The organism is Reyranella sp. CPCC 100927 (genome assembly GCF_007859315.1).
Classification (GTDB): Bacteria; Pseudomonadota; Alphaproteobacteria; order Reyranellales; family Reyranellaceae; genus Vineibacter.
Genome location: NZ_VOHA01000016.1, coordinates 51,893 through 73,705 on the forward strand (window position 1 = coordinate 51,893; position 21,813 = coordinate 73,705).

Annotated in this window: 23 protein-coding genes and 1 pseudogene; 7 read left to right on the forward strand and 17 right to left on the reverse strand. The window is 65.5% G+C overall.

Annotated features, from left to right (window positions below; translation table 11 throughout):
* Nucleotides 1–260: 260 nt before the first annotated feature.
* The gene (locus FQU96_RS30265; protein ID WP_146545117.1) at nucleotides 261–1,175 is read right to left on the reverse strand and encodes an MBL fold metallo-hydrolase; all 915 of its coding nucleotides are present in this window, start codon (nucleotides 1,173–1,175) and stop codon (nucleotides 261–263) included.
* A 282-nt stretch (nucleotides 1,176–1,457) separates the two neighbouring features.
* Nucleotides 1,458–2,366, reverse strand: coding sequence for an MBL fold metallo-hydrolase (locus FQU96_RS30270; RefSeq protein ID WP_146545118.1), 909 nt, complete (start codon nucleotides 2,364–2,366; stop codon nucleotides 1,458–1,460).
* 224 nt (nucleotides 2,367–2,590) lie between these two features.
* On the opposite strand from FQU96_RS30270, the pseudogene FQU96_RS42850 reads away from it, so the two are divergent.
* A pseudogene (locus tag FQU96_RS42850) lies at nucleotides 2,591–2,680 on the forward strand (IS5/IS1182 family transposase); the annotation flags it as partial.
* A 73-nt stretch (nucleotides 2,681–2,753) separates the two neighbouring features.
* Here the strand turns inward: FQU96_RS42850 and FQU96_RS30280 are convergent.
* Genes FQU96_RS30280 through FQU96_RS30300 form a run of 5 tightly spaced genes read right to left on the reverse strand, consistent with a single transcriptional unit; the run spans nucleotide 2,754 to nucleotide 7,607 of the window.
* Nucleotides 2,754–3,020: a hypothetical protein gene (locus FQU96_RS30280; protein WP_146545119.1), complete on the reverse strand. Its 267-nt coding sequence runs from the start codon at nucleotides 3,018–3,020 to the stop codon at nucleotides 2,754–2,756.
* Nucleotides 3,021–3,077: 57 nt separating this feature from the next.
* A complete protein-coding gene (locus FQU96_RS30285) occupies nucleotides 3,078–4,703 on the reverse strand; it encodes an MFS transporter (protein WP_146545120.1) in 1,626 nt (541 codons plus the stop codon).
* Nucleotides 4,693–6,099 carry an HlyD family secretion protein gene (locus FQU96_RS30290; RefSeq protein ID WP_370461453.1) on the reverse strand — a complete coding sequence of 469 codons (1,407 nt, stop codon included), beginning with the start codon at nucleotides 6,097–6,099 and terminating at the stop codon, nucleotides 4,693–4,695. The genes FQU96_RS30285 and FQU96_RS30290 overlap by 11 nt, the downstream gene beginning before the upstream one ends.
* Nucleotides 6,100–6,151: 52 nt before the next feature.
* The gene (locus FQU96_RS30295; protein ID WP_146545121.1) at nucleotides 6,152–6,841 is read right to left on the reverse strand and encodes a response regulator transcription factor; all 690 of its coding nucleotides are present in this window, start codon (nucleotides 6,839–6,841) and stop codon (nucleotides 6,152–6,154) included.
* Nucleotide 6,842: 1 nt separating this feature from the next.
* Nucleotides 6,843–7,607, reverse strand: coding sequence for a sensor histidine kinase (locus FQU96_RS30300; RefSeq protein ID WP_146545122.1), 765 nt, complete (start codon nucleotides 7,605–7,607; stop codon nucleotides 6,843–6,845).
* A 161-nt stretch (nucleotides 7,608–7,768) separates the two neighbouring features.
* Here FQU96_RS30300 and FQU96_RS30305 point away from each other — a divergent pair, with 161 nt between their 5' ends.
* Nucleotides 7,769–9,352 carry a winged helix-turn-helix domain-containing protein gene (locus FQU96_RS30305; protein WP_146545123.1) on the forward strand — a complete coding sequence of 528 codons (1,584 nt, stop codon included), beginning with the start codon at nucleotides 7,769–7,771 and terminating at the stop codon, nucleotides 9,350–9,352.
* 65 nt (nucleotides 9,353–9,417) lie between these two features.
* Here the strand turns inward: FQU96_RS30305 and FQU96_RS30310 are convergent, their stop codons facing one another.
* The 3 genes from FQU96_RS30310 to FQU96_RS30320 all read right to left on the reverse strand — a co-directional run bounded on the left by FQU96_RS30310 (nucleotide 9,418) and on the right by FQU96_RS30320 (nucleotide 11,209).
* Nucleotides 9,418–10,170, reverse strand: coding sequence for an SDR family oxidoreductase (locus FQU96_RS30310; RefSeq protein WP_146545124.1), 753 nt, complete (start codon nucleotides 10,168–10,170; stop codon nucleotides 9,418–9,420).
* A 223-nt stretch (nucleotides 10,171–10,393) separates the two neighbouring features.
* Nucleotides 10,394–10,603, reverse strand: coding sequence for a hypothetical protein (locus FQU96_RS30315; RefSeq protein WP_146545125.1), 210 nt, complete (start codon nucleotides 10,601–10,603; stop codon nucleotides 10,394–10,396).
* A gap of 84 nt (nucleotides 10,604–10,687) precedes the next feature.
* Complete coding sequence (locus FQU96_RS30320) at nucleotides 10,688–11,209, reverse strand: hypothetical protein (RefSeq protein WP_146545126.1); 522 nt, start codon at nucleotides 11,207–11,209, stop codon at nucleotides 10,688–10,690.
* Between the two features lie 429 nt (nucleotides 11,210–11,638).
* Here FQU96_RS30320 and FQU96_RS30325 point away from each other — a divergent pair, with 429 nt between their 5' ends.
* Nucleotides 11,639–13,219, forward strand: a complete 1,581-nt coding sequence (locus FQU96_RS30325) for a winged helix-turn-helix domain-containing tetratricopeptide repeat protein (protein ID WP_146545127.1) — start codon at nucleotides 11,639–11,641, stop codon at nucleotides 13,217–13,219.
* A 19-nt stretch (nucleotides 13,220–13,238) separates the two neighbouring features.
* On the opposite strand, the gene FQU96_RS30330 is transcribed toward FQU96_RS30325, so the two are convergent.
* On the reverse strand, nucleotides 13,239–13,877 hold the full coding sequence (locus tag FQU96_RS30330; protein WP_370461488.1) for a GNAT family N-acetyltransferase: 639 nt from the start codon (nucleotides 13,875–13,877) through the stop codon (nucleotides 13,239–13,241).
* Between the two features lie 17 nt (nucleotides 13,878–13,894).
* Between FQU96_RS30330 and FQU96_RS30335 the strand changes: the two genes are divergently transcribed.
* On the forward strand, nucleotides 13,895–14,599 hold the full coding sequence (locus tag FQU96_RS30335) for a dienelactone hydrolase family protein (RefSeq protein WP_255468632.1): 705 nt from the start codon (nucleotides 13,895–13,897) through the stop codon (nucleotides 14,597–14,599).
* A 114-nt stretch (nucleotides 14,600–14,713) separates the two neighbouring features.
* Here the strand turns inward: FQU96_RS30335 and msrB are convergent, their stop codons facing one another.
* Nucleotides 14,714–15,130, reverse strand: coding sequence for a peptide-methionine (R)-S-oxide reductase MsrB (msrB, locus tag FQU96_RS30340; protein WP_146545128.1), 417 nt, complete (start codon nucleotides 15,128–15,130; stop codon nucleotides 14,714–14,716).
* Between the two features lie 65 nt (nucleotides 15,131–15,195).
* Here msrB and FQU96_RS30345 point away from each other — a divergent pair, with 65 nt between their 5' ends.
* The 3 genes from FQU96_RS30345 to FQU96_RS30355 all read left to right on the forward strand — a co-directional run bounded on the left by FQU96_RS30345 (nucleotide 15,196) and on the right by FQU96_RS30355 (nucleotide 18,685).
* On the forward strand, nucleotides 15,196–16,530 hold the full coding sequence (locus tag FQU96_RS30345) for a hypothetical protein (RefSeq protein WP_255468640.1): 1,335 nt from the start codon (nucleotides 15,196–15,198) through the stop codon (nucleotides 16,528–16,530).
* Nucleotides 16,531–16,577: 47 nt separating this feature from the next.
* Nucleotides 16,578–17,636 (forward strand): lysine-2,3-aminomutase-like protein, encoded by a 1,059-nt coding sequence (locus tag FQU96_RS30350; RefSeq protein ID WP_146545129.1) that lies wholly within the window; start codon nucleotides 16,578–16,580, stop codon nucleotides 17,634–17,636.
* A gap of 206 nt (nucleotides 17,637–17,842) precedes the next feature.
* Nucleotides 17,843–18,685: a TorF family putative porin gene (locus FQU96_RS30355; protein WP_146545130.1), complete on the forward strand. Its 843-nt coding sequence runs from the start codon at nucleotides 17,843–17,845 to the stop codon at nucleotides 18,683–18,685.
* A 43-nt stretch (nucleotides 18,686–18,728) separates the two neighbouring features.
* Here the strand turns inward: FQU96_RS30355 and folD are convergent, their stop codons facing one another.
* From folD to FQU96_RS30380, 5 genes are all read right to left on the reverse strand, one after another.
* Nucleotides 18,729–19,625, reverse strand: a complete 897-nt coding sequence (folD, locus tag FQU96_RS30360) for a bifunctional methylenetetrahydrofolate dehydrogenase/methenyltetrahydrofolate cyclohydrolase FolD (RefSeq protein WP_146545131.1) — start codon at nucleotides 19,623–19,625, stop codon at nucleotides 18,729–18,731.
* A 39-nt stretch (nucleotides 19,626–19,664) separates the two neighbouring features.
* Nucleotides 19,665–19,979, reverse strand: a complete 315-nt coding sequence (locus FQU96_RS30365; RefSeq protein WP_146545132.1) for a DUF167 domain-containing protein — start codon at nucleotides 19,977–19,979, stop codon at nucleotides 19,665–19,667.
* Nucleotides 19,976–20,278, reverse strand: a complete 303-nt coding sequence (locus tag FQU96_RS30370) for a YggT family protein (protein ID WP_146545222.1) — start codon at nucleotides 20,276–20,278, stop codon at nucleotides 19,976–19,978. The genes FQU96_RS30365 and FQU96_RS30370 overlap by 4 nt, the downstream gene beginning before the upstream one ends.
* 149 nt (nucleotides 20,279–20,427) lie before the next feature.
* Nucleotides 20,428–21,528: an FHA domain-containing protein gene (locus FQU96_RS30375; protein WP_146545133.1), complete on the reverse strand. Its 1,101-nt coding sequence runs from the start codon at nucleotides 21,526–21,528 to the stop codon at nucleotides 20,428–20,430.
* Nucleotides 21,528–21,794, reverse strand: a complete 267-nt coding sequence (locus FQU96_RS30380) for a hypothetical protein (RefSeq protein WP_178130794.1) — start codon at nucleotides 21,792–21,794, stop codon at nucleotides 21,528–21,530. Before FQU96_RS30380 ends, FQU96_RS30375 begins: the two co-directional genes overlap by 1 nt.
* Between the last annotated feature and the right edge of the window lie 19 nt (nucleotides 21,795–21,813).

Sequence of the window (21,813 nt, forward strand, 5' to 3'; positions counted from 1 at the left end):
ATGTGAGCGGAGGATGCCTGCAAACCGGCCGGAAGACCTTGCAGCGCCCTTGAATTGCCGTTGCAGTTATCTTGGTTATTCGTCCAAGACGGTCGCTATCCTGGTGTACGTTATTGGCGGATGTGCATCGGCCCTTCTCGTCGTCCTGAACGCAGCGAAGGACCCTGCGGTATGTCCCTCAAAGAATGACGGCGCTGATGATCATCAGCGCCGTCCGTGTCGATGCCAGTACTGCAAGATCCTTCGCTGCGCTCAGGCGGTCAGTACTCCCAATAGGCCGGTACAAAACGAAAGGCGTCGCCGGCGACCGCGACCCGGCCGAGGGACGGGAACGGCAGATGGCAGGCCACCAGCGGCTCGCGGGTCGCCGCCAGCTCCCGCAAAAGACCGATTCGGACGCGAGCAGCGTCCTCGGGGTCGTGTTCGAAGGCGTTGTACCAGTCGGGGTGGTCGAAACCGGCTGGTAGCACGGCATCGCCGAGGAACGTCAGCCGGTCGCCTCCGGACGCCAGTCGAACAACGCTGTGCCCGACGGTGTGGCCGCCGGTACGACGGACGAGCACCCCTGGCGCCACCTCATGCTCCGCCTCGAACAGCCGCAGCTGGCTACCGTACTCGGTCAAGAACCTAGCGGCGGCCGACCGAGCCGCGTCCGGAAACCACGCTGGCATGGAGGCGTTCGTGGAGAAATCGGGCGATGCCCAGAACTTGGCCTCGGCGGCAGCCGCGTGGATCGGTACGTCCGGACGCAGCCGCTCCCTCACCCCGTCGACGAGCAGCCCGCCAACGTGGTCGAAGTGCATGTGGGTAAGCACCACGTCGGTCACGGACGCTAGATCGATGCCTGCAGCCTGCAGGCGCTGGGCCCACCGCCCGGCCCGCCTGAAGTCCGGCTGCTGATCCCCGAGCCCAGAATCGATCAGTATGGTCCGGCCGCCGCTACGCACCACGACCACGTTCACCGGCCACACCATCTCGTCTGGCGGCAGGAACGTGTCGTCCAGCCAGGCCGCCACCTCGGACGGGTCGGCATTGGTGGCCAAGTTCGGGGTTTTCAGCGACAGCAGCCCATCACTGACCACCAGCACGTCAATCTCGCCGACCCGCAGCGCGTAGCGCGACGGAACCAGTTCGTCGGCCCTCGGTCTACCGAGATGCAAGGCGTTGTCCAACATGTTTGTCTCCTCCTTCGCTCGTGGTGTTGCTCCGCTAGTGGCGAGACCATGATCGCTGACGTGCCGAGCCCTCGATACCGTGCAACCTGCTAGGTTCTGCTATCCAAGAAGCAGGTAGACCTGCCCTTTGAGATGGGTTGAGGTGAGTCACGCTCGCGATTTCGCCGGCTTGGGCAACGAAGCCTACGCCGGCGAAGATGCTGATGATGTCGTACGACGCTGCGATCGACCCGTTGTTCAAGCGCATGCGGGTCGTCGCGTTCGGTGCTGACCGACAAGCGGTCAGTATTCCCAGTAGGCCGGTATGAAACGAAAGGCGTTGCCGGCGACCGCCACCCGACCGAACGGGAACGACACGTGAGCGGCCACCAGCAGCTCGCGGCTCGCCGCCAGCTCCCGCAAAAGACCGACCCGGACGCGGACCGACTCCTCGGGGTCATGGTCGAACGCGTTGTGCCAATCGGGACGCTCGAAGTGGTTATGGAACACGGCATCGCCGAGGAACGTCAGCCGTTCGCCGCCGGACGTCAGGCGGACCACGCTGTGCCCGGGGGTGTGGCCGCCGGTGCGACGGATGACCACGCCCGGCGCCACCTCGCGCTCGTCATCAAACAGCTGAAGTTGCTTGCGGTAGGTGTCCGCGAACCGCGTGGCGGCCGATCGGAGCACGTCCGGTATCCCCTTCGGAAAGGCGTTGCGGGAGAAATCGGGCGACCTCCAGAACTCGACCTCGGCAGCCGCGATGTGGATCGGCAAGTCCGGGCGAAGCCGGCTCCTCAGCTCGTCGGCAAGCAGCCCGCCGACGTGGTCGACGTGCTGGTGGGTAATCACCATGTCGGTCACGGATGCAGGGTCGATGCCGGCGGCCTGCAGTCGCTGTGCCAATCGCCCGGTCTGCGGGAAGTCCCGGAACTCCGCTCCAACGCCGGCGTCGATGAGCACGGTCCGGCCGCCACTGCGCACCACGATCACGTTCAGCGGCCAAAAGAACTTGTCCGCCGGCTGGCGCATGTCGTCCAGCCAGGCCGCCACCTCGGCCGGCTTGCCGTTGGTGGCGATCGTCGCGTCAGGCAGCGGCAGCACCCCATCGCTGATCACCAGCACGTCAATCTCGCCGACCCGCAGCGCGTAGCGCGACGGAACCAATTCATCGGCCCTCGGTCTATCGAGACGTAAGGTGTCGTCCAGCATGTTCGTCTCCTCTCTACGAGTGATGTTGCTCTGCTAGTGGTGGTGTTGCTCCGCTAGTGGCGAGACCATGATCGCGAACGTACCGGGCCCTCGATACCGTGCAGCCTGCTAGGTTCAGCTACCCAAGAAGTAGATAAACCTACACTTTGAGATAGGTTGAGGCAGATCGCGGGCCTGCGCTTCAAGCGACGAACACCGACCGCGAATGAGCCGCGATCAAACCGATGCTGCCGGACAAGCCGCGCGGCATCCCACCGATCAACGACCGGCGTGTCATCAATCGCATCTTTTGGGTAGTCGGATCAGGAGCGCCGCGGCACGAGCACTTGGCCATCCCGGGCGTGAGCCCGCCGTTCGCGAAGGTTACCGGTGGGGATGGGGCACCGATCAATCAACCTTCGGCTCGGTGGGTTCGACCCGAACATCGTCGTCTTGTCCGCTGCGATGGCTGTAGAACACCAGCGCCATCAAACCGACGGCAAGCGCCACCGTGAATATGATTCCCAGGATCAACGGTGCGACTGCCCCCGGATCGAGATCGAGGGAGCCGATTGCCGCCCAGCAGATTCCGGCGATCGCTACGATCCCGACGACGCAGGCAACAGAAAACCGGGTGATCCAGTGCGACTTGCGCATCTCCGTAACGATGCCCATCGTCCCAGCTCCTTGGCTTGAGTGCCTAAATCCCGCTTGACCATCGTAACGCGTATCTCAAGCGGTGGCATGCGCCCGCGCGGGCGCGACCGCCGGCTTCAGCGCGGCTGGCGTAAGCGGGCCGGGCGGCGCCGCGCGCATCAGACTGACCAGCAGCATGCCGGCGATGGCGGCCCAGAAGGTTACCTCGAAACCGTCGATGAAGGAGAGGACGTCGGCCTGACGCCGCACGAACGACGCCAAGGTACTGGTCGCGCGCGCCACGGCCGTCTCGGCGGCGGCGCTGTGCTCGATGAATCGTCCCTTCAGCTGGTCCAGCGCATGCGCGACTTCGCTATCGCCCGCCGACACATGCAAGCCGATCAAGTTCGAATGGACCTGCTCGCGCACGCGCAGCCAGGTGCTCATGACAGTGGTGGTGATCTCGATGATATCCAGGCGCATCACCTGGATGTAGGCAACGAGCGCGACGGTACGCGCGGGGTTCGCATTGGACACCACGAAGACCAACAGGCCGGTAAAGGTGAGGCCCTGGCCGAGGGCCTGCACGAGCGCCATGGGAATAAAATCATCGGGCGACCACTCATGCGTGATGCCGGTCCCCATCCAGCCGCTGATGGCGAAGCATGTCAGCCCGCCGAGAATCACCCACCGCGCGTCGAACCGGCGCAGCAGGAAGACCGCGGCGGCGACCACGCCAACCAGCGGCAATGCCGTGTAGTTGAGAAGCAAGTCGCCAACCTGCTCGGGTCGAAGGTGGCCGACGACGGTCAGGAAGTTCGGGACCAGCATCATGTTGGACAGGCTCGTGACCATGTAGGTCATGAGCGCCAGCATCGCGAGGCCGATGTTTCGCGACATCAGCACCGATGGATGCGCCCAGGGCTCCGGGACGACCGCTTCATTGATCAGGAAGCCGATGATTAGCGCACCGCCACCCACAAGGAGACTGGTGACGATCCCGGACTCGAACCAGTCAAGCCGGTTACCCTGGTCGAGGCCGGCGTAGATCAGGGCGAGGCCGCCGCCCAGCAGCAACATCCCGCCCCAGTCGGCCTTGGCGAGAAGCTGGCGATTGACGGTTTCCCGCGGCGTGCCCAGCCATGCCAGCAACACCATGACCACAGCGACGATGGCGTTCTGCCAATAGATCCACTCCCAGCCCAGGTGCTGCACATGGAAACCCACCAGCGATACGCCTGAATTGCCCGTGAACGACAGCCGGAACGAGTAGATCGCAAGGCCGACAACCCACCACCGCATGGGCAGATTGTGCAAGACGATCATGATCGTTACCGGGACGAAGACACCCAGCAGCAAACCATGAACGAAGTGCAGAGCGAGGAGCGCCTGGTAGTCGCGGACGAAGGGAATGGCCAGCGACAGGACGATGTAGATCAGACTGGGCGCAACGAGCACGCGGCGCACGCCGAGGACGGTCGCGAGCCAGGGTATGGCGGGTGCGACGAGGAGCTGCGGCGCGAGCGCAATCGTGGCGAGCCAGGTACCCTCGTCGAACGTCAGTCCGAAGGCGCCTCTGAGATCCGCCAGGCCGATCGCGAGCAGCCGCTGGTCGAAGCTCACGAGGAAGGCCCCGACCAATACCGCGGCCGCCCCCAGCACAGGGTTGTGGCTGGGGCGGCCTGTCGAGACAGCACCAGCACTGGTCAGCTCAGTTGCCATGGCTGCTCACCCCTTGCGCGGATTTCTTGACATCACCTGTCACGTTGATCCGTGTCACGACCGACATCCCCGGCCGCAACTGTTCGACCAATGGCTGCCCGGCGTCGAATTCGATGCGGACAGGGATTCGCTGCACCACCTTGGTGAAATTGCCGGTGGCATTGTCGGGCGGCAGCAGGGCGAAGCTCGATCCGCTCGCCGGCGAGAGCCGCTCGACACGACCACGCAGAACGGTGCCGGGGAACATGTCCACGGTCACTTCGACCGGCTGGCCCGGCGCCACGTGCGTGAGCTGCGTTTCCTTGTAGTTGGCGACGGCGTAGACATTTGGCAGCGGCACCACGGCAATCAGCAAGGTCCCGACATTGACGTAGTCGCCTTCCTGCACCCGTCGCTCGCCGACGACACCGTCGACCGGCGCCACGATACGCGTGTAGCCCAGGCGCAGTCGGGCCGTCGTCAACGCCGCCTCGGCGGCCAGGACATTGGCGTGCAGCAACGCCTGCTGGCCGTTCAAGACCTTGAGCTGGCGGCGTTGCGCTTCGATCGTCGCGTCGCTGGCAGCCTGGGCGGCCCTGGCCGTGTCGTGATTGGCCGTCGCCTGCTCAACCCGTTGGCGGGTGCCCGCGAGGCTGCCGCGCAGGAGTGCTTCCTGCCGTGCCAGTTCCTCGCGCGTTTGAACGGTACGCGCGAGCGCCGAGAGATGCTGCGCCTCCGCCTGGTCGATGGCTGCCTGCTGGAATGCCTTCTGATTCTCGAGGTTTTCCAGCTGGGCCCGTGCCGCCGCGACGCTCGCCTCGGCTTGCGCCACGACCGCGTCGTAGTCTGCCGGTTCGATTTCCAGCAGCACATCGCCCGCCTTGACGTGCTGGAAGTCTTCAACCGCAACGCGCCTGATATTGCCGCTTACGCGCGCACTCAGTCGCGTGACGTCGGAGCGCACCGTCGCGTTGTCCGTCGTCTGCACGGCGGCCGCTCCCAGCCACGCCTCCCACCGAACTGACGTGGCCGCCACAAACACGCCGACGATACCGACGGCCAGCATCGGTATGATCAGCCGGCGCAGGCTGCGCGATGGCGGCGCGGGCGGCGCAGCCGCCTCAGGGCTGCCATGGCCAGCGTTATCAGGCGTTGCGCGCCGCGGCGTGGCGTCACCTCCGCCAGGCGCTTTCAACGCAACGCCGGCGGCCTTGTCCGGCTGAGGCGGTACACGTGCCGCATCGATGAGCGCCAGCGGCAACTTGGGCGTGCTGGCCCCTTCTTTCCGGTGTTTTGGCGCCTCTTCGGCCGGGCAGCTTTGCCGAAGCGCTTCGCCCGGCAGATCCTTTTGCTTGCGTTCGATGGCATCGCTGAGGCCACCGGCCGGGTGAAGCGACCCATTGGCGTTGCTCGTCATCATATGTCCTCCAGCCGGTGTTGTGTTCGAGTGGGCGGAAGATGCGCGCGGCTCACGGTCTGTCGCGAAGCTCGGCGGGCACCGAGTCCCAGGTGCGTACAAGCTGTCCAACGGACGCCGCCTGCATCTTTCGCATGACGTTGCCGCGGTGGAGTTTGACGGTGACCTCACTGATCCCCAGGTCGAAGGCGATCTGCTTGTTGACTCGCCCGTAGGCCAGCTCATGCAGAACCTGGCGCTCACGCGGGGTCAGCGTGGCAAACCGGTCGACATGCTGCTTGACGATGCGATCCTCGGCTCGCTGCGCGACATCCCGTGCAATGCCGGCGGACACGGCATCGAGCAACGCCTGTTCCTGCACCGGCTTCGTGAGGAAATCGACGGCTCCGGCTTTCATGGCCTTGACCGTCATCGCAACGTCGGCATGGCCGGAGAGAAAGATGATCGGCTTCCTGTTGCCGATCGATGCGAGATGTTGCTGGAGATCCAGGCCGCTCAATCCCGGCATGCGGATGTCGAGGATCAGGCAACCCGGTCTTGCCGGAAGCGCGGCGCCCAGCAATTCACGCGTCGATGCGAAACAGACCGCGTCGAGGCCGACCGAGAGCAGGAGTTCCTGAAGCGCGGCCCGGACCGCCTCATTGTCGTCGACGATCAACACGAGGGGACATTGCAGATCGCCACTGTTCGCCGGCGGGCCAGACTGATGGCGCGGCAGGAGCCTGGAAGGGTCGTTTGTCATGTCATTTGACCTCATGACTGGCACGCAGCGCCTCGGCATCGCTGGCGTGAACCGGCAGCGTGAAGACGAACGTCGTCCCGCCTGGCTTGTTGGGTGATGCCCAGAGTCGGCCATCATGCGACTCGATGATTGAACGGCAGATCGCGAGGCCCATGCCCATGCCGTGCGTCTTGGTGGTGAAGAACGGCTCGAAAATCTGCTCGAACTCGGTCAGGCCGATCCCGTTGTCCCGAACCTCCACACGGATCGTCCCGGCCGCGTCGCACAGTGAGCGGATCTGCACTGATCGTGCGTCGTCCGCGACTGTATCGAGCGCGTCGAGTGCGTTACGGATGAGGTTGGTGAGGACCTGCTGGATCTGGATCCGGTCGGCGCGTGCAGGCGGAAGGTCGGGGTCGAGCTCGAACGCGACACGGATATTCTTCGTCGCGATCTCATCGGCCATCGACTGCCAGACCGCGTCGATCACTTGGTTGATATCGACCGACGTTCTTGCCCGAATACCGCCCCGACTGAAGAGCCCATCGATGCGGCTGACGAGCTCGGCAGCCGCGTGGGCGTCGCGAATGATCCGCTCCAGCGTTGTCCTGCCCCGGTCGAGATTCGGAGGATCGGCGGACAGCCAGCGTCGACACGCCTGTGAGTTGGCCACGATCGCCGCCAGGGGCTGGTTGACCTCGTGCGCAATCGAGGCGACCGCGAAGATGCCGGCATTGTTGGACCGCGAAGCGCCGCTGACGAGGGCCAGGTTTTGCTGAGAGCTCATGACGTACCTCCGGCCTGTGTCGTGATCGAGCAGGCGGAGGATGCCGGATCGCCGGCTGGAAGACCTTGCGTCGCCGTTTGATTGTGATTGAATTTCCCTTGGTTATCCGTCCAAGCGACCCGGCAGTCCGACGCTTGCGTGCGCGATCAGGGAGAGCTGGCGTGCAGTATGCGTTCGAGGACTATGTGCTCGACCCCGAACGACGCGAGCTCACGCGCGGCGCCGCGACGGTCGCCGTCGGGCCCAAGGTCTTCGACTTGTTGCTCTACCTGGTGCAGCACCGTGATCGCGTCGTCAGCAAGGACGACCTGCTGCAAGCGGTATGGGATGGGCGGATCGTTTCCGAATCGACCTTGACCAGTCATATCAATGCGGTGCGCCGGGCGCTCGGTGACAGCGGCGAGGCGCAGCGCCTGATCCGGACCGTTGCGCGCAAGGGGTTCCGGTTCGTTGGCGATATCCGGAACCTCCCGGTCCAGGATGGCGGCAGCACCATCGCGGCAGAGGCCGTAGGATCGACCGAACTCTCGGCACCAGTCCTCGCCCTTCCCGACAAGCCATCAATCGCCGTGCTGGCATTCCAGAACCTGAGCGGCGATCCCGAACAGGAGTACTTCGCCGACGGCGTCGTGGAGGACATCGTTACCGCGTTGTCACGCAATCGCTGGCTGTTCGTGATCGCCCGCAATTCGAGCTTCACCTACAAGGGCCGGGCGGTGGACCTGAAACAGGTGGGCCGCGAGCTGGGCGTGCGCTATGTGCTGGAAGGCAGCGTGCGCAAGGCGGCGAGCCGGGTTCGTATCACCGGACAGCTCGTCAACGCGACGACCGGAACAAATCTGTGGACGGACCGCTTCGAAAGCGCGCTCGATGACATCTTCGATCTGCAGGATCAGCTGGCCGAGAGTGTCGTCGGTGCTATCGCGCCACAGCTTGAACGGGCGGAAATCGCGCGCGCGATGCGCAAGCCTACGGAAAGCCTCGGCGCCTATGACTATTATCTGCGCGGTATCGCGAGCTTCCATCAGGCTACCAGCGAGGGCATCAGCGCCGCACTGGCGTTGTTCTACCGGGCCATAGAACGCGACCCCGCTTTCGCGTCGGCCCATGGCATGGCGGCGTGGTGCATTTACTGGCGCAAAATGAACGGCTGGATCGGCGACCGCGTGCGGGACTACGCCGAGGGCGCTCGATTGGCCAACCGCGCGATCGAACTGGGCGCCAACGATGCGGTCGCCCTCACGCGAGGCGGCCACGCGCTCGCCCATTTCGGCGGCGATCTCGACAATGGCATCGCGGCGGTCGACCGGGCGCTGGCGCTCAATCCCAACCTGACGATCGCCTGGTATCTCAGTGGCTTCCAGCGGATCTCCCGCGGCGAGCCTGATGATGCGATCGAGCGTTTTGCGCATGCCATGCGCTTGAGCCCGCTCGATCCCGAGATATTCCAGATGCAGACCGGCACGGCGATGGCACATATGTTCGCGCGACGCTTCGACATGGCGTCGGCATGGGCGGAAAAGGCATCCAGGACGCTGCCCGACGTGCTGCGGGTGTTCGCCTTTGGCGCCGCGAGCCACGCACTTGCCGGCCGAATGGACGAAGCACAGCGCGCCATGCAGCACGTGCGTCGTCTGGCGCCCGCCTTGCGGCTTTCCGACGTCGAGGATTGGGTCGTGCTCCGGCGACCGGACGATCTGGCCACGTTCGTGGAAGGCCTGCGAAGAGCCGGGCTGCCGGCGTGACGGCCGGGTTGGTCAACAGGGTGCGAGATCATCCACTACACAACCAGGCGCTTCCTGCCCGACGGTCAGCGCGCCGACGTACGGTTGAGCCAGTCGTCAAAACTGGTCGGCCCCAACCGCGGACGGTCGCCTGGCGTCAGCGACCGATCGTTCAGCTCGGTGCCGAAGTAGCGTGCGTGGATGTCCGCAACCACCTGGCGCGGATCACCCCGAGCGGCGAGGAACTTCCGGGCGACATGGTCGAGCGGCCAGGCATCGGGACCGGCAATTTCGACGATATCGTTCAACGGTGGCGCGACGGCCAGGTCGGCCAGCGCCGCCGCGACGTCATCCGACGCGATCGGTTGCAGGAGCGCGGGCGACAGCCGGATCACGCCGCCTTGTGCGCCGGCTTCGGCGATGGGGCCGATGAACTCGAAGAACTGCGTCGCACGGAGAATGGTGTAGGGGATCGCGGCCGCCGTGATCAGCGTCTCCTGGGCCACCTTGGCGCGGAGGTAGCCGCTGTCCGGCGCCCGATCGGCCCCGACGACGGACAAGGCAAGGTGATGCTCGACGCCCGACGCCGCTTCCGCCGCGGCCAGGTTGCGGCCGGCAGTCTGAAAGAAATCCAGGACGGCCTTGTCCTCGAACGACGGCGAATTCGCCACATCGACGACAACTGCGGCGCCCGCCAGGGCTGCCGACAGTCCTTCGCCCGTGATGGCGTTGACACCCGACCTCGGCGACGCGGCCACGACCTCATGGCCTTTCTGGCGAAGCCTGTTGACCAGATTGCTTCCGATCAGGCCACTGCCGCCGATGACGACGATCTTCATGTATCAATCTCCGCGTTGTGTCGGGTTCGACGACGCGAAGAATGCCGGATCACAGGTCGGAAGACCTTGCAGGCGTCGCCACGCGGGATTGAATTTCCCTTGGTTCTTCGTCCAAGGCCGCAGCGGCCGGTTATATTAGTTCACAGCGGCTCGAAAAATTGATGCTTTACACTCACTTGCCATCCGGAGGTGCCGCCGCTTTTCCGGCACACCAGTCAGGATCCTAACTTGCCGGTTCCGCAACGGCCGGCTCTTCCTTCACGAGAATGTCTGTGTCGATCGTTGCCGCATGATAGCCAGGGAAAGCGACATCCCAGCCGAGCGCCAAAAGTACGCCCGCGGCCATCCCTACGAAGAACGCCGAGACGATCATCATGCGAAGTTGATCGAGCTTCGGGCCGGTCACTTTCTCGTTTCGGGCAATACGCGACATCTCTGGCTCCTTGGCGACAGGTGGTTCGGGGCAGGCGCTTCGCAAATGACGTTTCCTCATGGCTCGATAGACGTCCGGGCCGCCTCAGGCTGCATGGCAGGATGTCGACAAAACATCCGAGCCGTTGGCGCGAACGGTGAGAGCCTCCCTGCCGGCGAGGCCGAAGGATGCAAGCGCTCTCAGCCACGGGGATCCGGAAAGCGAAAGGCATCCGGCCATCGCGAAGTACGCTGTTCGCGCCAGATGACAAATCGTCTGCATTGCCCTCAGCAGGGCACGTACGCTCCGCTCCGGTTGAACGCGCTGCGCTGCACCGTTCGGGGTCGGGCGGGCGCGTGCGGATGAACTCAAAGCCGTGGCCGAGCGAGCGACGAGCAGTGACGCAGCAGCGTGCGGATTGGTCTCGTGGACAGCGGCAAGCGTCGCCCTCGACGTGCTGGACATCGCGTCATCGACGCGTATCGCGCCGATGCAAACAGCCGCCAACAGTGCTGCACAGATACCCAGAGCCGGCGACACGGCCACGACCTCGCGGCCGTCGTGATGAAGCCTGTCGGCCAGACTGGTCCTGATCAGGCGGCGGTGTCCGATGACGAGGATCTTCATGGTCATTCTCCGCGTCGTGTCGTGTTCGACTGAGCGGAAGATGCCGGATCGGTCGCCAGAAGACCTTGCAGCTGCCTTCGATCGAGATTGAAATTTCCTTGATTCTTCGTCTAGAGCGCATCTCGGCTTTATGGAAACCGTTGTCATCCCGAGCACAGCGAGGGATCTCCCGGCAATGGAGTCGCCGTTCGCGGAGTTCTCTCGCTGCGGGATGACAGTGTGGTCGGACCACCGTCGGGCCTGCCAAAGCGGCTGTGACGTCTTGGACCTCGCGCGAGGTGCGCTTCCAATTTAATGAGGGCGCGACCTTAATCGGCGCGACGATGCCGTGCTCGACGAAGGCTGCTATGCTGTGGCCAGACGGTGGGTGTCCACCCTGTTGCCCTGGCTGCGTATCTGCGCCTGCGTGCGCGATCAGGGAGGACCGGCGTGCCGTACGCGTTTGAAGACTACGTGCTCGACCCTGAGCGGCGGGAACTTACCCGTGGCCCGGGCGCAATTGCCGTCGGCCCGCAAGTCTTCGACCTGCTGCTCTATCTGGTGCAGAGGCGTGAGCATGTCGTCAGCAAGGACGAGCTGCTCGATGTGGTGTGGAACGGACGGATCGTCTCTGAATCGACTCTCACCAGTCATATCAATGCAGCACGCAAGGCGGTCGGCGACAGCGGTCAGGACCAGCGCCTGATCCGAACGATCGCGCGCAAGGGATTTCGGTTTGTCGGCGACGTCACGGAAGGGCAGCCACTGGCCGGTTTCAGCCGCGAGAACACCGACGACGACGCGCGCGACGCGCTCCCTCAGGCACCGGAGCTGCCCGACAAACCATCCGTCGCAGTCCTGGCATTCCAGAACCTGAGCGGCGACTCCGAACAGGACTACTTCATCGATGGTGTGGTCGAGGACATCATCTCGGCATTGTCGCGCATTCGCTGGCTGTTCGTGATCGCCCGCAATTCGAGCTTCGCGTACAAGGGCCAGGCGGTCGACGTGAAGCAGGTGGGCCGCGAGCTCGGTGTACGCTATGTGCTGGAAGGCAGCATGCGCAAAGCTGCGAACCGCGTGCGCATCACGGGACAGCTCCTCGATGCGATGACCGGGGGGCACCTCTGGGCAGACCGTTTCGAAGGCACCCTCGGCGACATCTTCGAACTACAGGATCAGGTCACTGAGAAGGTGGTCGGCGCGATCGCAACGCACCTGGAGCGTGCCGAAATAGAACGCGCAAAGCGCAAGCCGACCGAAAGCCTCGACGCCTACGACTACTATCTGCGCGGCACGGCGAACCTGCATCGGGGCACCCGCGAGTCCATCGACGAGGCACTGGTGCAATTCCATCATGCGCTGCAGCGGGATGCGAACTTTGCGTCTGCCTACGCGATGGCGGCCTGGTGCCATTTCTGGCGCAAGGTCAACGGCTGGATGGCCGACCCACCGCAGGAGATCGCCGAAGGTGCCCGATTGGCCCGCCGGGCGGTCGCCTTGGGCCGGGACGATGCGGTCGCCCTCACGCGCAGCGGCCATGCGCTGGGCAATCTCGTCGGCGACCTGGATGGCGGTATCGCATTGCTCGACAGGGCGCTGGTGCTCAATCCGAACCTGGCAGCGGCCTGGTTCCTCGGCGGCTTCCTGAGGGTCTGGCGCGGCGAGCCGGATAGCGCCATCGAGCACTTCACGCGGGCCATGCGGCTCAGCCCCCTGGACCCTGAAATGTATCGCATGCAAGCCGGCATGGCGGCGGCGCATTTGTTCGCGGGCCGATTTGACACGGCCTCGTCATGGGCGGAGCGGGCGTTTCGGGATCTGCCGAGCTTCCTGATGGTGGTCGGCATCATCGCGGCCAGCCACGCGCTGGCCGGTCGTACAGACGAAGCGACGCGTGCGATGCACCACCTGCGCCAGCTCGATCCGGCGCTGCGCATCTCCAATATCCCGGGATGGCTGCCGATCCACCGGCCGGAAGATCTCGCCACGCTGGCGGAAGGGCTGCGCAAAGCGGGGCTCCCGGAATGAGAGCGCACGCGCGGACGGCTCATGATCGCGCAGGGTTTGCCAGAACATAGCGACATTGCATGATGTCTTCGCCCCGCGAGCGGGACCGTCGTTGGACCGTGTCGAGCGGCTGAAATCCGAGCTTGAGGAGCACTTTTCCCGATGCGGCGTTGTCGGCGGCATGGCCCGACCGCAACCGCGACAGGCCGACCTCATCGAATGCAAAGCGCACGATGGCCTTTGCCGCTTCAAACGCATAGCCTTGACCCCAAACAGGCTGCTCGTACCAGTAGCCGAGTTCGCCGTCGCCGCCGCGAACTTCATCGACGTCGACGAGACCGATGAACCTGCCGCCCCGCTCGACGGCAAACCGGAAGGCCTCGCCGGCCGCCCACTCCCGTCGGTGGTCGGCGAACCAGCGCCCGATCTCGTCCCGATCGGGCGGAAACGACGCCATGCTCAGCATGCGTGTCACGGCCCAATCCGACTGAATGTCGAAAGCGCGATCGGCGTCCGCGGCGGATGTTGGTCGCAGCACCAGGCGACTTGTCGTCAACTGTCGCCGCGGCATGGAAGAGATCGTCATGGTGTCACACGAACCGGCACACCTCCGTTGAACCATCGGGCTGATGACTTGTCCATGGTGCCGCGCTACCGTCGCTGCCTTCAATAAAAGCATCACCAATGGAGAAGCCGATGCCCAACCCGCACCTCAACGCATCGATCCGCCTGCGCGACGGCAAGATGGGCGGCTATCTCGCCAAACCCAAGAGCGGCAGCGGGCCGGGCGTGCTGGTGATCCAGGAGATCTTCGGCGTCAACAAGGTGATGCGCGACATCTGCGATTCATGGGCGGCGCAGGGATACGTCGCGCTGTCGCCCGACATCTTCTGGCGCCAGGAGGAAGGCGTCGACATCACCGACCAGAGCCAGGACGAATGGAACCAGGCGTTCGCGCTGTACAAGGGCTTTGACCAGACCAACGGCATCGAGGACCTCAAGGTCGCGCTTGCCTTCCTGCGCGCCACGACCGGCTGCACCGGCAAGGTCGGCGTCACCGGCTACTGCCTGGGCGGCTTCCTGACCTACATGATGATGTGCCACTCGGACGCCGAGGCGGGCGCGGCGTATTATGGCGTCGGCATCGACGGCAAGCTCGACGACGCCAAGGGCCTGCAGAACCCGACCATCCTGCACATCGCCGAGAAGGACGGCTTCGTGCCGCCCGAGGCGCAGAAGAAGATCCGCGACGGCCTGCAGGGCAACGCACATGTCACCGTCCATGGCTATCCCAACGACGACCATGCGTTCTGCCGCGTCGGCGGCCAGCACTACAGCGAAGCCAGCTGCAAACTCGCCAACGGCCGCACGCTGGATCTGTTCAAGAAGGCGCTGGCGTAACTTTGGACCGCGGGCGTCCACGCCGCTTTCGCTCGACGCGAAGCGTCGAGCGAAAGGCCGTGGACGCCGCACTGATGCGCGCGTGGAGGCGCGCGGTCCAAAGAAGGAAACTTCCTACTCTTCCTTCAGGAACTTCATCGCTGCACCGTTCATGCAATAGCGCAGGCCGGTCGGCTGCGGACCATCATCGAAGACATGACCGAGATGGCCGCCGCAGTTGGCGCAGTGCACTTCGACACGGCGCATGAAGAAGCTGCGGTCCTCGGTGGTGCCGACAGCCTCGGCCTTGGGCTCCCAGAAGCTCGGCCAGCCCGTGCCGCTGTCGAATTTGGTCGTGCTATCGAACAGCGGATGGCCGCAACCGGCGCAGACATAGTCGCCCTTGCCGTACTCCTTGTTCAGCGGACTGGTGCCGGCGCGTTCAGTGGCGTGCTTGCGCAGCACCATGTACTGCTCGCGCGTCAGTTCCTTCTGCCAGTCGGCATCGGGCTTTTCGACGGGATAAGCTGCAGGCTTGGTAGTGGCGGCCATGGGCGAACCTCGTGTGACAGGCTGCAAAAGATGGCCTTGCCGCGCGCCACTGAAAAGCCCCCTTGGTGGCCATCGATGACAGCCCCACCATGGCCATGGGTATCAGAATGCTGCGTTGGTCATTGCAAAACGCGCTCGCCATCACGGCATTGGTGCTGAGCCTGTGGGCTGCCAGTGGGCGATCTCCACATGCGGCGCCTGTTTCCGAGGAATTCGCGCACGAGCTCTGCACGGTGCTGGCGACGGCAACCGACGCCAGGAGCGCAGGCACACAGGAGGTGTTTGTCGCCAGCTATCGGCCCGGCCCGAAAGAGCGGGAGGTTCCACCAGCCCTGCGCAGTACCGCGTTCACCTATGACAATGCCCTGACTGTCATCGCGCTGGCGGCGTGCGGTGACGTCGAGCGCGCCCGGCGCATCGGCGCGGCATTTCTCCACGCGCTCGACAAGGATCGTAGCTTCCGCGACGGCCGTGTGCGCAATGCCTACAGAGCCGGTGCCGTTTCCACCGCCGAGGCGGCTTTGCTGCCGGGCTGGTGGGATGCCACGGCCGGTCGTTGGGCGGAGGATCCGTACCAGGACGGCAGCGCGACCGGCAATGTCGCCTGGGTGACATTGGCGTTTCTGACCCTGCACCAGGCGACGGGAGACTCGCGCTATCTCGCCGCCGCGCGAAGGACATTGGACTGGATCGAGTCGCGCACACGGACCGCCGGTGGGATTGGATTCACAGGCGGCGTGCACGGCTACGACCCCGCGCAACAGCGCCTGGGCTGGGCCTCGACCGAGCACAACATCGATATCGCCGCCGCCGCCGGCTGGTACGCGCGCGCCACCGGCGATGCGCGAATCGCCGACATGGCCCGTGCGGCGCGCCGCTTCCTCGACATCGTGTTCGTCAATGCCATCGGCTGCTTTGCCCTGGGCACGGCACCGTCCGGCACCGACCCATCCCTCGGACCGGTCACCGAGCCCGACCATCTGGCGCTCGACGCGCAGCTCTGGCCGCATCTGCTCGCCGACGCGACGCCAGCCTGGTCGGCAAGCCTGGCTTGCGTCGACAGGCACTTCGCCGTCGCGGGCGGCTATGACTTTGACAACGACCGCGATGGGTTATGGATCGAAGGCACGGCACAGGCCGCGCTGGTCTTCCAGGCGACCGGGCAGCCGGCGCGTGCCGCGGCATTGCTCGACGGCCTGCGGATCCATCGCAGCCCTGACGGCTGGCTCTACGCCACGCCGGCACCGCAGCTGACGACCGGGCTCGCCATCGGACCGGACAGCACGACGCCCGACTTCTTCTATTTCAACCGCCCCCATCTGGGGGCGACGGCATGGGCCACGCTGGCGGCCCTGGGCTGGAACCCGTTCACCGGCAGGCCTGTGCGCGCGCCACCGTGAGGTCTTGACCCTGGCCCGGAATCGGCGTTGAAGGCGGCCACAGACCGATGACCCGCGCTTCGACCACTGCCCGCACACTCGCCGACCTTGTCGCGGCCGGCGTTCTGCCGCCCACCGCGGCCGGCGATCCAGCGTTGGCGCAGGTCGCGCGCGACTATGCCATCGCCGTGACACCCGACCTGCTCGACCTGATCGAGGGCGCGCCGGCGGGCGATCCCATCGCGCGGCAGTTCATCCCCACAGCGCAGGAAGCGACGACCACATCAGACGAGCTGACGGATCCGATCGGCGATCACACCTTCGCGCCGGTCCGGGGCATCGTGCATCGCTATCCCGACCGCGTGCTGCTGAAGCCGCTGCACGCCTGTCCGGTCTATTGCCGATTCTGCTTTCGCCGCGAGCAGGTCGGACCGGGCGGTGACATGCTCGACGATGCCGGCCTCGAGGCGGCGCTGGACTATATCGCGACCCATCCGGACGTCTGGGAGGTGGTCGTCACCGGCGGCGATCCGTTCATGCTTTCACCACGGCGCATCGCCCGCATCGTGGCGGCGCTCGACGCAACAGCACATGTCGCGGTGATCCGCTTCCACACACGGGTACCGGTCGTCGAGCCGGCCCGTGTGAGCGACGCGCTGGTGGCGGCCCTGAAAACGACGCGAGCCGCGGTCTATGTCGGCGTGCATTGCAATCACGCACGCGAGCTGACGTCAGCGGCGCGGACCAGCCTGGCGACGCTGGCCGACGCCGGCATTCCACTGTTGTCGCAGAGCGTGCTGTTGCGCGGGGTCAATGACTCGGTCGAAGCGCTCGAGGCCCTGTTCCGCGCCCTGGTCGCCGCCCGCGTGCGCCCCTACTACCTGCACCATCCCGATCTCGCGCGCGGCACCAGCCATTTCCGCCTGTCCATCGACGAGGGCCAGGCGCTGATGCGCGCCCTGCGCGGCAGGCTGTCGGGACTGTGCCAGCCAACCTATGTGCTGGATATTCCCGGCGGCTATGGGAAGAGCCCGATCGGCCCGACTTATGTCGGCGATCCCGCCAGCGACGGGCAGCGCACGATCGAGGACTTCCGCGGCGATCGGCATGACTATCCCGCCCGCTAGGTCACTGGCGCTTTAAGCGCCACGGTCAGCGCGTTCCTTGCACGGTCGGCTCGTTTTTTGAGCGATCGCGGCGTGAACGATGCCGCTTTCTTCCGCTGGTCGGATCGACACCCCAGCTCCCCCGCAGTGGTACGGAACCTGCTTGTAAGCCTGCTGTCATCGATCGCGCAGCGATCGCACGTCCATGGCATGCATGCGAGGGGAAGATGGTGATCAAGCGTTTGTCGGCGGCCCTGGTGATGGCCGCCCTGTGGGGAGGAGCAGCGGTCGCGCAGACGGCGCCTGCACCAGCACCGGCATCGACGCCGGCACCCGAGCCACCGACGCCGGATCCGACGGGCCCGTTCGGCGGCAACATCACCGGCATCGTCACGCTGACATCCGACTATCGCTTCCGCGGCATCTCGCAGAGCAAGAAGGCGCCTGCCCTGCAAGCCGGCCTCACCTATGAAGTGCCGCTGTCGTTCGTCAGCTTCGCGCCCGTGTCGGTCTACGGCGGCTTCTGGGGCAGCAGCATCAACTTCTCGCCCGATGTCGATGAGTCGCTGGAGATCGACATGGTCGCCGGCGTGAAGTTCAAGTTCTTGAACGAGAAGATGGTGCTGGACCTGGGCTGGATCGGCTACCGCTATCCTGGCTCGATCAAAGGCGCCCACCTGCACTACGACGAGTTCGGCGGCGCGCTGAGCTATGATTTCGGCTTCGCCAGCATCGCGGGCCAGGTGCGCTACAGCCCCAACTTCTTCGCCCGCTCGGGCAGCGCCTGGTACAAGCAGGCGATGGTCACGGTGCCGCTGAGCTTCATTCAGATCCACGACAAGGTGTCGTTCAAGATCTTCGGCGGGCTGGGCCACCAGTCGATCCAGCACAACGCGCGCTTCGCCAACCCCGACTACTGGGACTGGCAGGTCGGCATCGTGGCCACAGTGTACGGCGTCGATCTCGGCCTCACCTACGTCGACACCAACATCTCCAAGACCCGGTGCAACGGCGGCGGCTACAAGTACTGCGCCCCGCGCGCCATCTTCAGCATCAGCAAGTCGTTCTGACGTTTTTGGACCGCGGGCGCGGACGCCCGCGGTCCAAAAAAACTCAAATCGCCGCTGGCCCCAACCCCACGCTGCGCCGAGCGGCCTGCAGGGTGTTGTGCAGCAGACAGGCAATGGTCATCGGGCCGACGCCGCCAGGCACCGGCGTGATGGCGCGCGCTGACATCCGGGCGGCTTCGAATTCGACATCGCCGATCAGCCGCTGCTTGCCGTCGGGCTTGGTGATGCGCGTAATGCCGACGTCGATCACCGTGGCGCCCGGCTTGATCCAGTCACCCTTGATCATCTCGGCGCGTCCAGCGGCAGCAACGAGGATGTCGGCGCGCCGGCACAGTGCGGGCAGATCGCGGCTGCGCGAATGGGCGACCGTCACCGTGCAATCCTCGCGCACCAGCAACTGTGCCATCGGCTTGCCGACCAGCACCGAACGGCCGACAACCACGGCATCAGCACCGGCGAGCGCGCCCAGCGAATCCTTCAGGAGCATCAGGCAGCCCAGCGGCGTGCAGGCGACCGAGAAATCGAGCGCACCGCCGGTGGACTGCACCAGCCGGCCGGCATTGGTCGCGCTCAGTCCATCGACGTCCTTGGCCGGATCGATCGCGGCAATGACGCGGCTGGACGCGATATGCGACGGCAACGGCAATTGCACCAGGATGCCATGCACCGCCGGATCGGCGTTCAGCCGGGCGACCAGCGCCAGCACATCGGCCTCCGGGACATCGCCCGGCAGCTTGTGGTCAAAACCGGCCATCCCGGCTTCGGTGACCTGCCGCGTCTTGCTGCGGACATAGACCTGGCTCGCGGGATCGTCGCCCACCAGCACCACGGCGAGACCAGGCGTCAGGCCCTTCTCCGCCTTCAGTGTCGCGACCTCGCGCGCCACCCGCTCGCGCAGGCCGGCTGCATAGGCCTTGCCGTCAATGATGCTTGCCGTCATTCAGACCTCTCCGTGCCGTTGATCCGGCGCCGACATAGATCATGAATGCGACGCGCGCCATGCCTCGATGAGCGCGCCCAGGGTGTCAGGATCGCCGGCGATGCTCACCAGCTTGCGCCGCGCGGTCGCGCCGTGGACCACCGAAAACGACGCGGCCGGCAATTTCCAGGTTCGCGCCAGCAGCCCGATCAGTGCCGCGTTGGCCTTGCCGTCTTCGGGTGCCGCCGTGACCGCGACGGCCAGCGCCTCGCCTTCGATATCGGGCACGATGCCCTCGATGGCGGCGCGGCGCGCCTGCGGCTTCACCTTCAGCCGCAGCCTCAGCCCATCACCGGCGGCCCGATAAAAGCTCACAGCAACGAGATCGGCTGTCCGGTCTCCAACGGAAAGAGGATGGCGCGCTGCAGGAAAATGATGATCAGGATCAGCACCAGAGGCGACAGATCGATGCCACCGAAGCTCGGCAGGATCCGCCGGATCGGCCGCAGCAGCGGCTCGGTGATGCGCGCCAGGAACTCCCAGATCGTGCGCACCACCTGATTCCTGTAGTTCACGACGTTGAAGGCCAGCAGCCAGCTCATGATCGCCTGGGCGATCAGCAGGTAGACAAAAAAGGTCAGCAGGAGGTTGAGCACGTAGGCGAGCGACGAAATCACCAGGGCTCTCCGAGGGGTGGGAACAGGGTCAGCGCAGGCATAGCCGAGCCCCGGGGATGCGACAAGACGGGCTCAGCTATCGACTATATGGTCATCCGAAGCATCGTCTGCGACAGCAATGCCGTCGCGGACGATTCCGGGCGGCCTTACGCCCGGGCCAGCGAAAACTCCAGGGCGCCAAAGCGGATCTTCTTCGACTGGGTTACCTCGCGGATGCCGTGGCTGGGCAGCAGCTGGGCCCCGTCGATGGCCGTGCCACCGGTCGAGCCGAGATCCTCCAGGCCCAGCCGCCCCGGCGCCAGGTGCAGGCGCGCATGCGGATTGCCGATCGACGCTTCCGGCACGATCAGGTCACCGCCGCCGCCCTGGCCGCTCACCAGGTAGATGTTCTTGCCCTCGGCCATGGTCAGCACGAAGGGCGTGCCGCCCGGACCGGGTGTCGACAGCGTCCATCCCGGACCGGACGATGCCGGCGCCGGCGGCGCTGCCGGGGGCGGGGCAGCCGATGGCGCCGGGGGTGGCGCAACCGGCGCGCCGGCTTGCGGCATGGATCGGCCGGCGATCACCGTCGCTTCCCCATCGCCGCCACCGGATGGGGTCGGCGGTGCCAACGGCGGCGGCGACACTGGCGGCTGGCCGTAAGACGGCGGCGGTGCAACCGGCGGCGGGCTGTAGCCGCCGGCACCGCCGGGCTGCGGCGGGTAGCCTGGCGGCTGGCCGTATTGCTGCGGCGGCGGATAGCCAGGTTGCTGTGGATAGCCCCCTTGTTGGGGCGGATAACCGCCAGGCTGACCCGGCTGTTGCGGGTAGCCCTGCTGCGGATAGCCCGGCGCCGGCGGGTAGCCACCGGGTTGTGGCGGGTAGCCCGGCTGTTGCGGGTAGCCCGGCGGCGCATAGCCGCCGGGCTGCGGTGGATAGCCGGTGGCCGGCGGGTAGCCGCCTTGCGGCGGATAGCCCGCGGCGCTCGGCGCAATGCCAGGAATGCCGCCGCCGAAAGGAACCGTCCCACCCTCTTTCGGCCAGCGCACGAAGGCGAACGCGTACATCAGTCCCAGTTGCGCGAGCTGGACCAGGAAGCCGACGAACGGGATCAGGCCGAGAATGAACCCGCCGATACCGATCGCCAGGGCATACCAGCCCGGATAACCCGCCTTCTCGATGATGCGCCAAGTCATCCAGATGCCCAGCGACGTAATGAGCAGCGAGATGATCAGGCCGCCGATGAGGGCGCCGCCACCGTAGTCCATTATCGGCCTCCCTGGACCTGGCGCAGCAGGTCCTGCACCGTCGAGGTGCGACCCGACTCGCCGGCCGGCCAGCGCGAGAAGGCAAGGATCGCCATGATCACGAGGGTGCCGAGCCCAAGGATCAGGTTGAGCAGCGTCAGATAGGGCGAAAACCCGGCCCGCTTCAGGATGAACCAGAAGGGCACAGCCACGATCGCGACGCCGATCAGGTAGAACACGAAAAACAGGGCCCCCAAACTGGCCGCCATACCGCCCATATCTCCCATGTCCGACCTCCTGAACCCG

Coding starts and splice junctions, on each gene's coding strand:
- FQU96_RS30265 (WP_146545117.1), bottom strand. CDS start 1,175: ATGTTGGACAACGCCTTGCATCTCGGTAGACCGAGGGCCGACGAACTG.
- FQU96_RS30270 (WP_146545118.1), bottom strand. CDS start 2,366: ATGCTGGACGACACCTTACGTCTCGATAGACCGAGGGCCGATGAATTG.
- FQU96_RS30280 (WP_146545119.1), bottom strand. CDS start 3,020: ATGGGCATCGTTACGGAGATGCGCAAGTCGCACTGGATCACCCGGTTT.
- FQU96_RS30285 (WP_146545120.1), bottom strand. CDS start 4,703: ATGGCAACTGAGCTGACCAGTGCTGGTGCTGTCTCGACAGGCCGCCCC.
- FQU96_RS30290 (WP_370461453.1), bottom strand. CDS start 6,099: ATGACGAGCAACGCCAATGGGTCGCTTCACCCGGCCGGTGGCCTCAGC.
- FQU96_RS30295 (WP_146545121.1), bottom strand. CDS start 6,841: ATGACAAACGACCCTTCCAGGCTCCTGCCGCGCCATCAGTCTGGCCCG.
- FQU96_RS30300 (WP_146545122.1), bottom strand. CDS start 7,607: ATGAGCTCTCAGCAAAACCTGGCCCTCGTCAGCGGCGCTTCGCGGTCC.
- FQU96_RS30310 (WP_146545124.1), bottom strand. CDS start 10,170: ATGAAGATCGTCGTCATCGGCGGCAGTGGCCTGATCGGAAGCAATCTG.
- FQU96_RS30315 (WP_146545125.1), bottom strand. CDS start 10,603: ATGTCGCGTATTGCCCGAAACGAGAAAGTGACCGGCCCGAAGCTCGAT.
- FQU96_RS30320 (WP_146545126.1), bottom strand. CDS start 11,209: ATGAAGATCCTCGTCATCGGACACCGCCGCCTGATCAGGACCAGTCTG.
- FQU96_RS30330 (WP_370461488.1), bottom strand. CDS start 13,877: ATGCTTTTATTGAAGGCAGCGACGGTAGCGCGGCACCATGGACAAGTC.
- FQU96_RS30335 (WP_255468632.1), top strand. CDS start 13,895: ATGCCCAACCCGCACCTCAACGCATCGATCCGCCTGCGCGACGGCAAG.
- msrB (WP_146545128.1), bottom strand. CDS start 15,130: ATGGCCGCCACTACCAAGCCTGCAGCTTATCCCGTCGAAAAGCCCGAT.
- FQU96_RS30350 (WP_146545129.1), top strand. CDS start 16,578: ATGACCCGCGCTTCGACCACTGCCCGCACACTCGCCGACCTTGTCGCG.
- FQU96_RS30355 (WP_146545130.1), top strand. CDS start 17,843: ATGGTGATCAAGCGTTTGTCGGCGGCCCTGGTGATGGCCGCCCTGTGG.
- folD (WP_146545131.1), bottom strand. CDS start 19,625: ATGACGGCAAGCATCATTGACGGCAAGGCCTATGCAGCCGGCCTGCGC.
- FQU96_RS30375 (WP_146545133.1), bottom strand. CDS start 21,528: ATGGACTACGGTGGCGGCGCCCTCATCGGCGGCCTGATCATCTCGCTG.
- FQU96_RS30380 (WP_178130794.1), bottom strand. CDS start 21,794: ATGGGAGATATGGGCGGTATGGCGGCCAGTTTGGGGGCCCTGTTTTTC.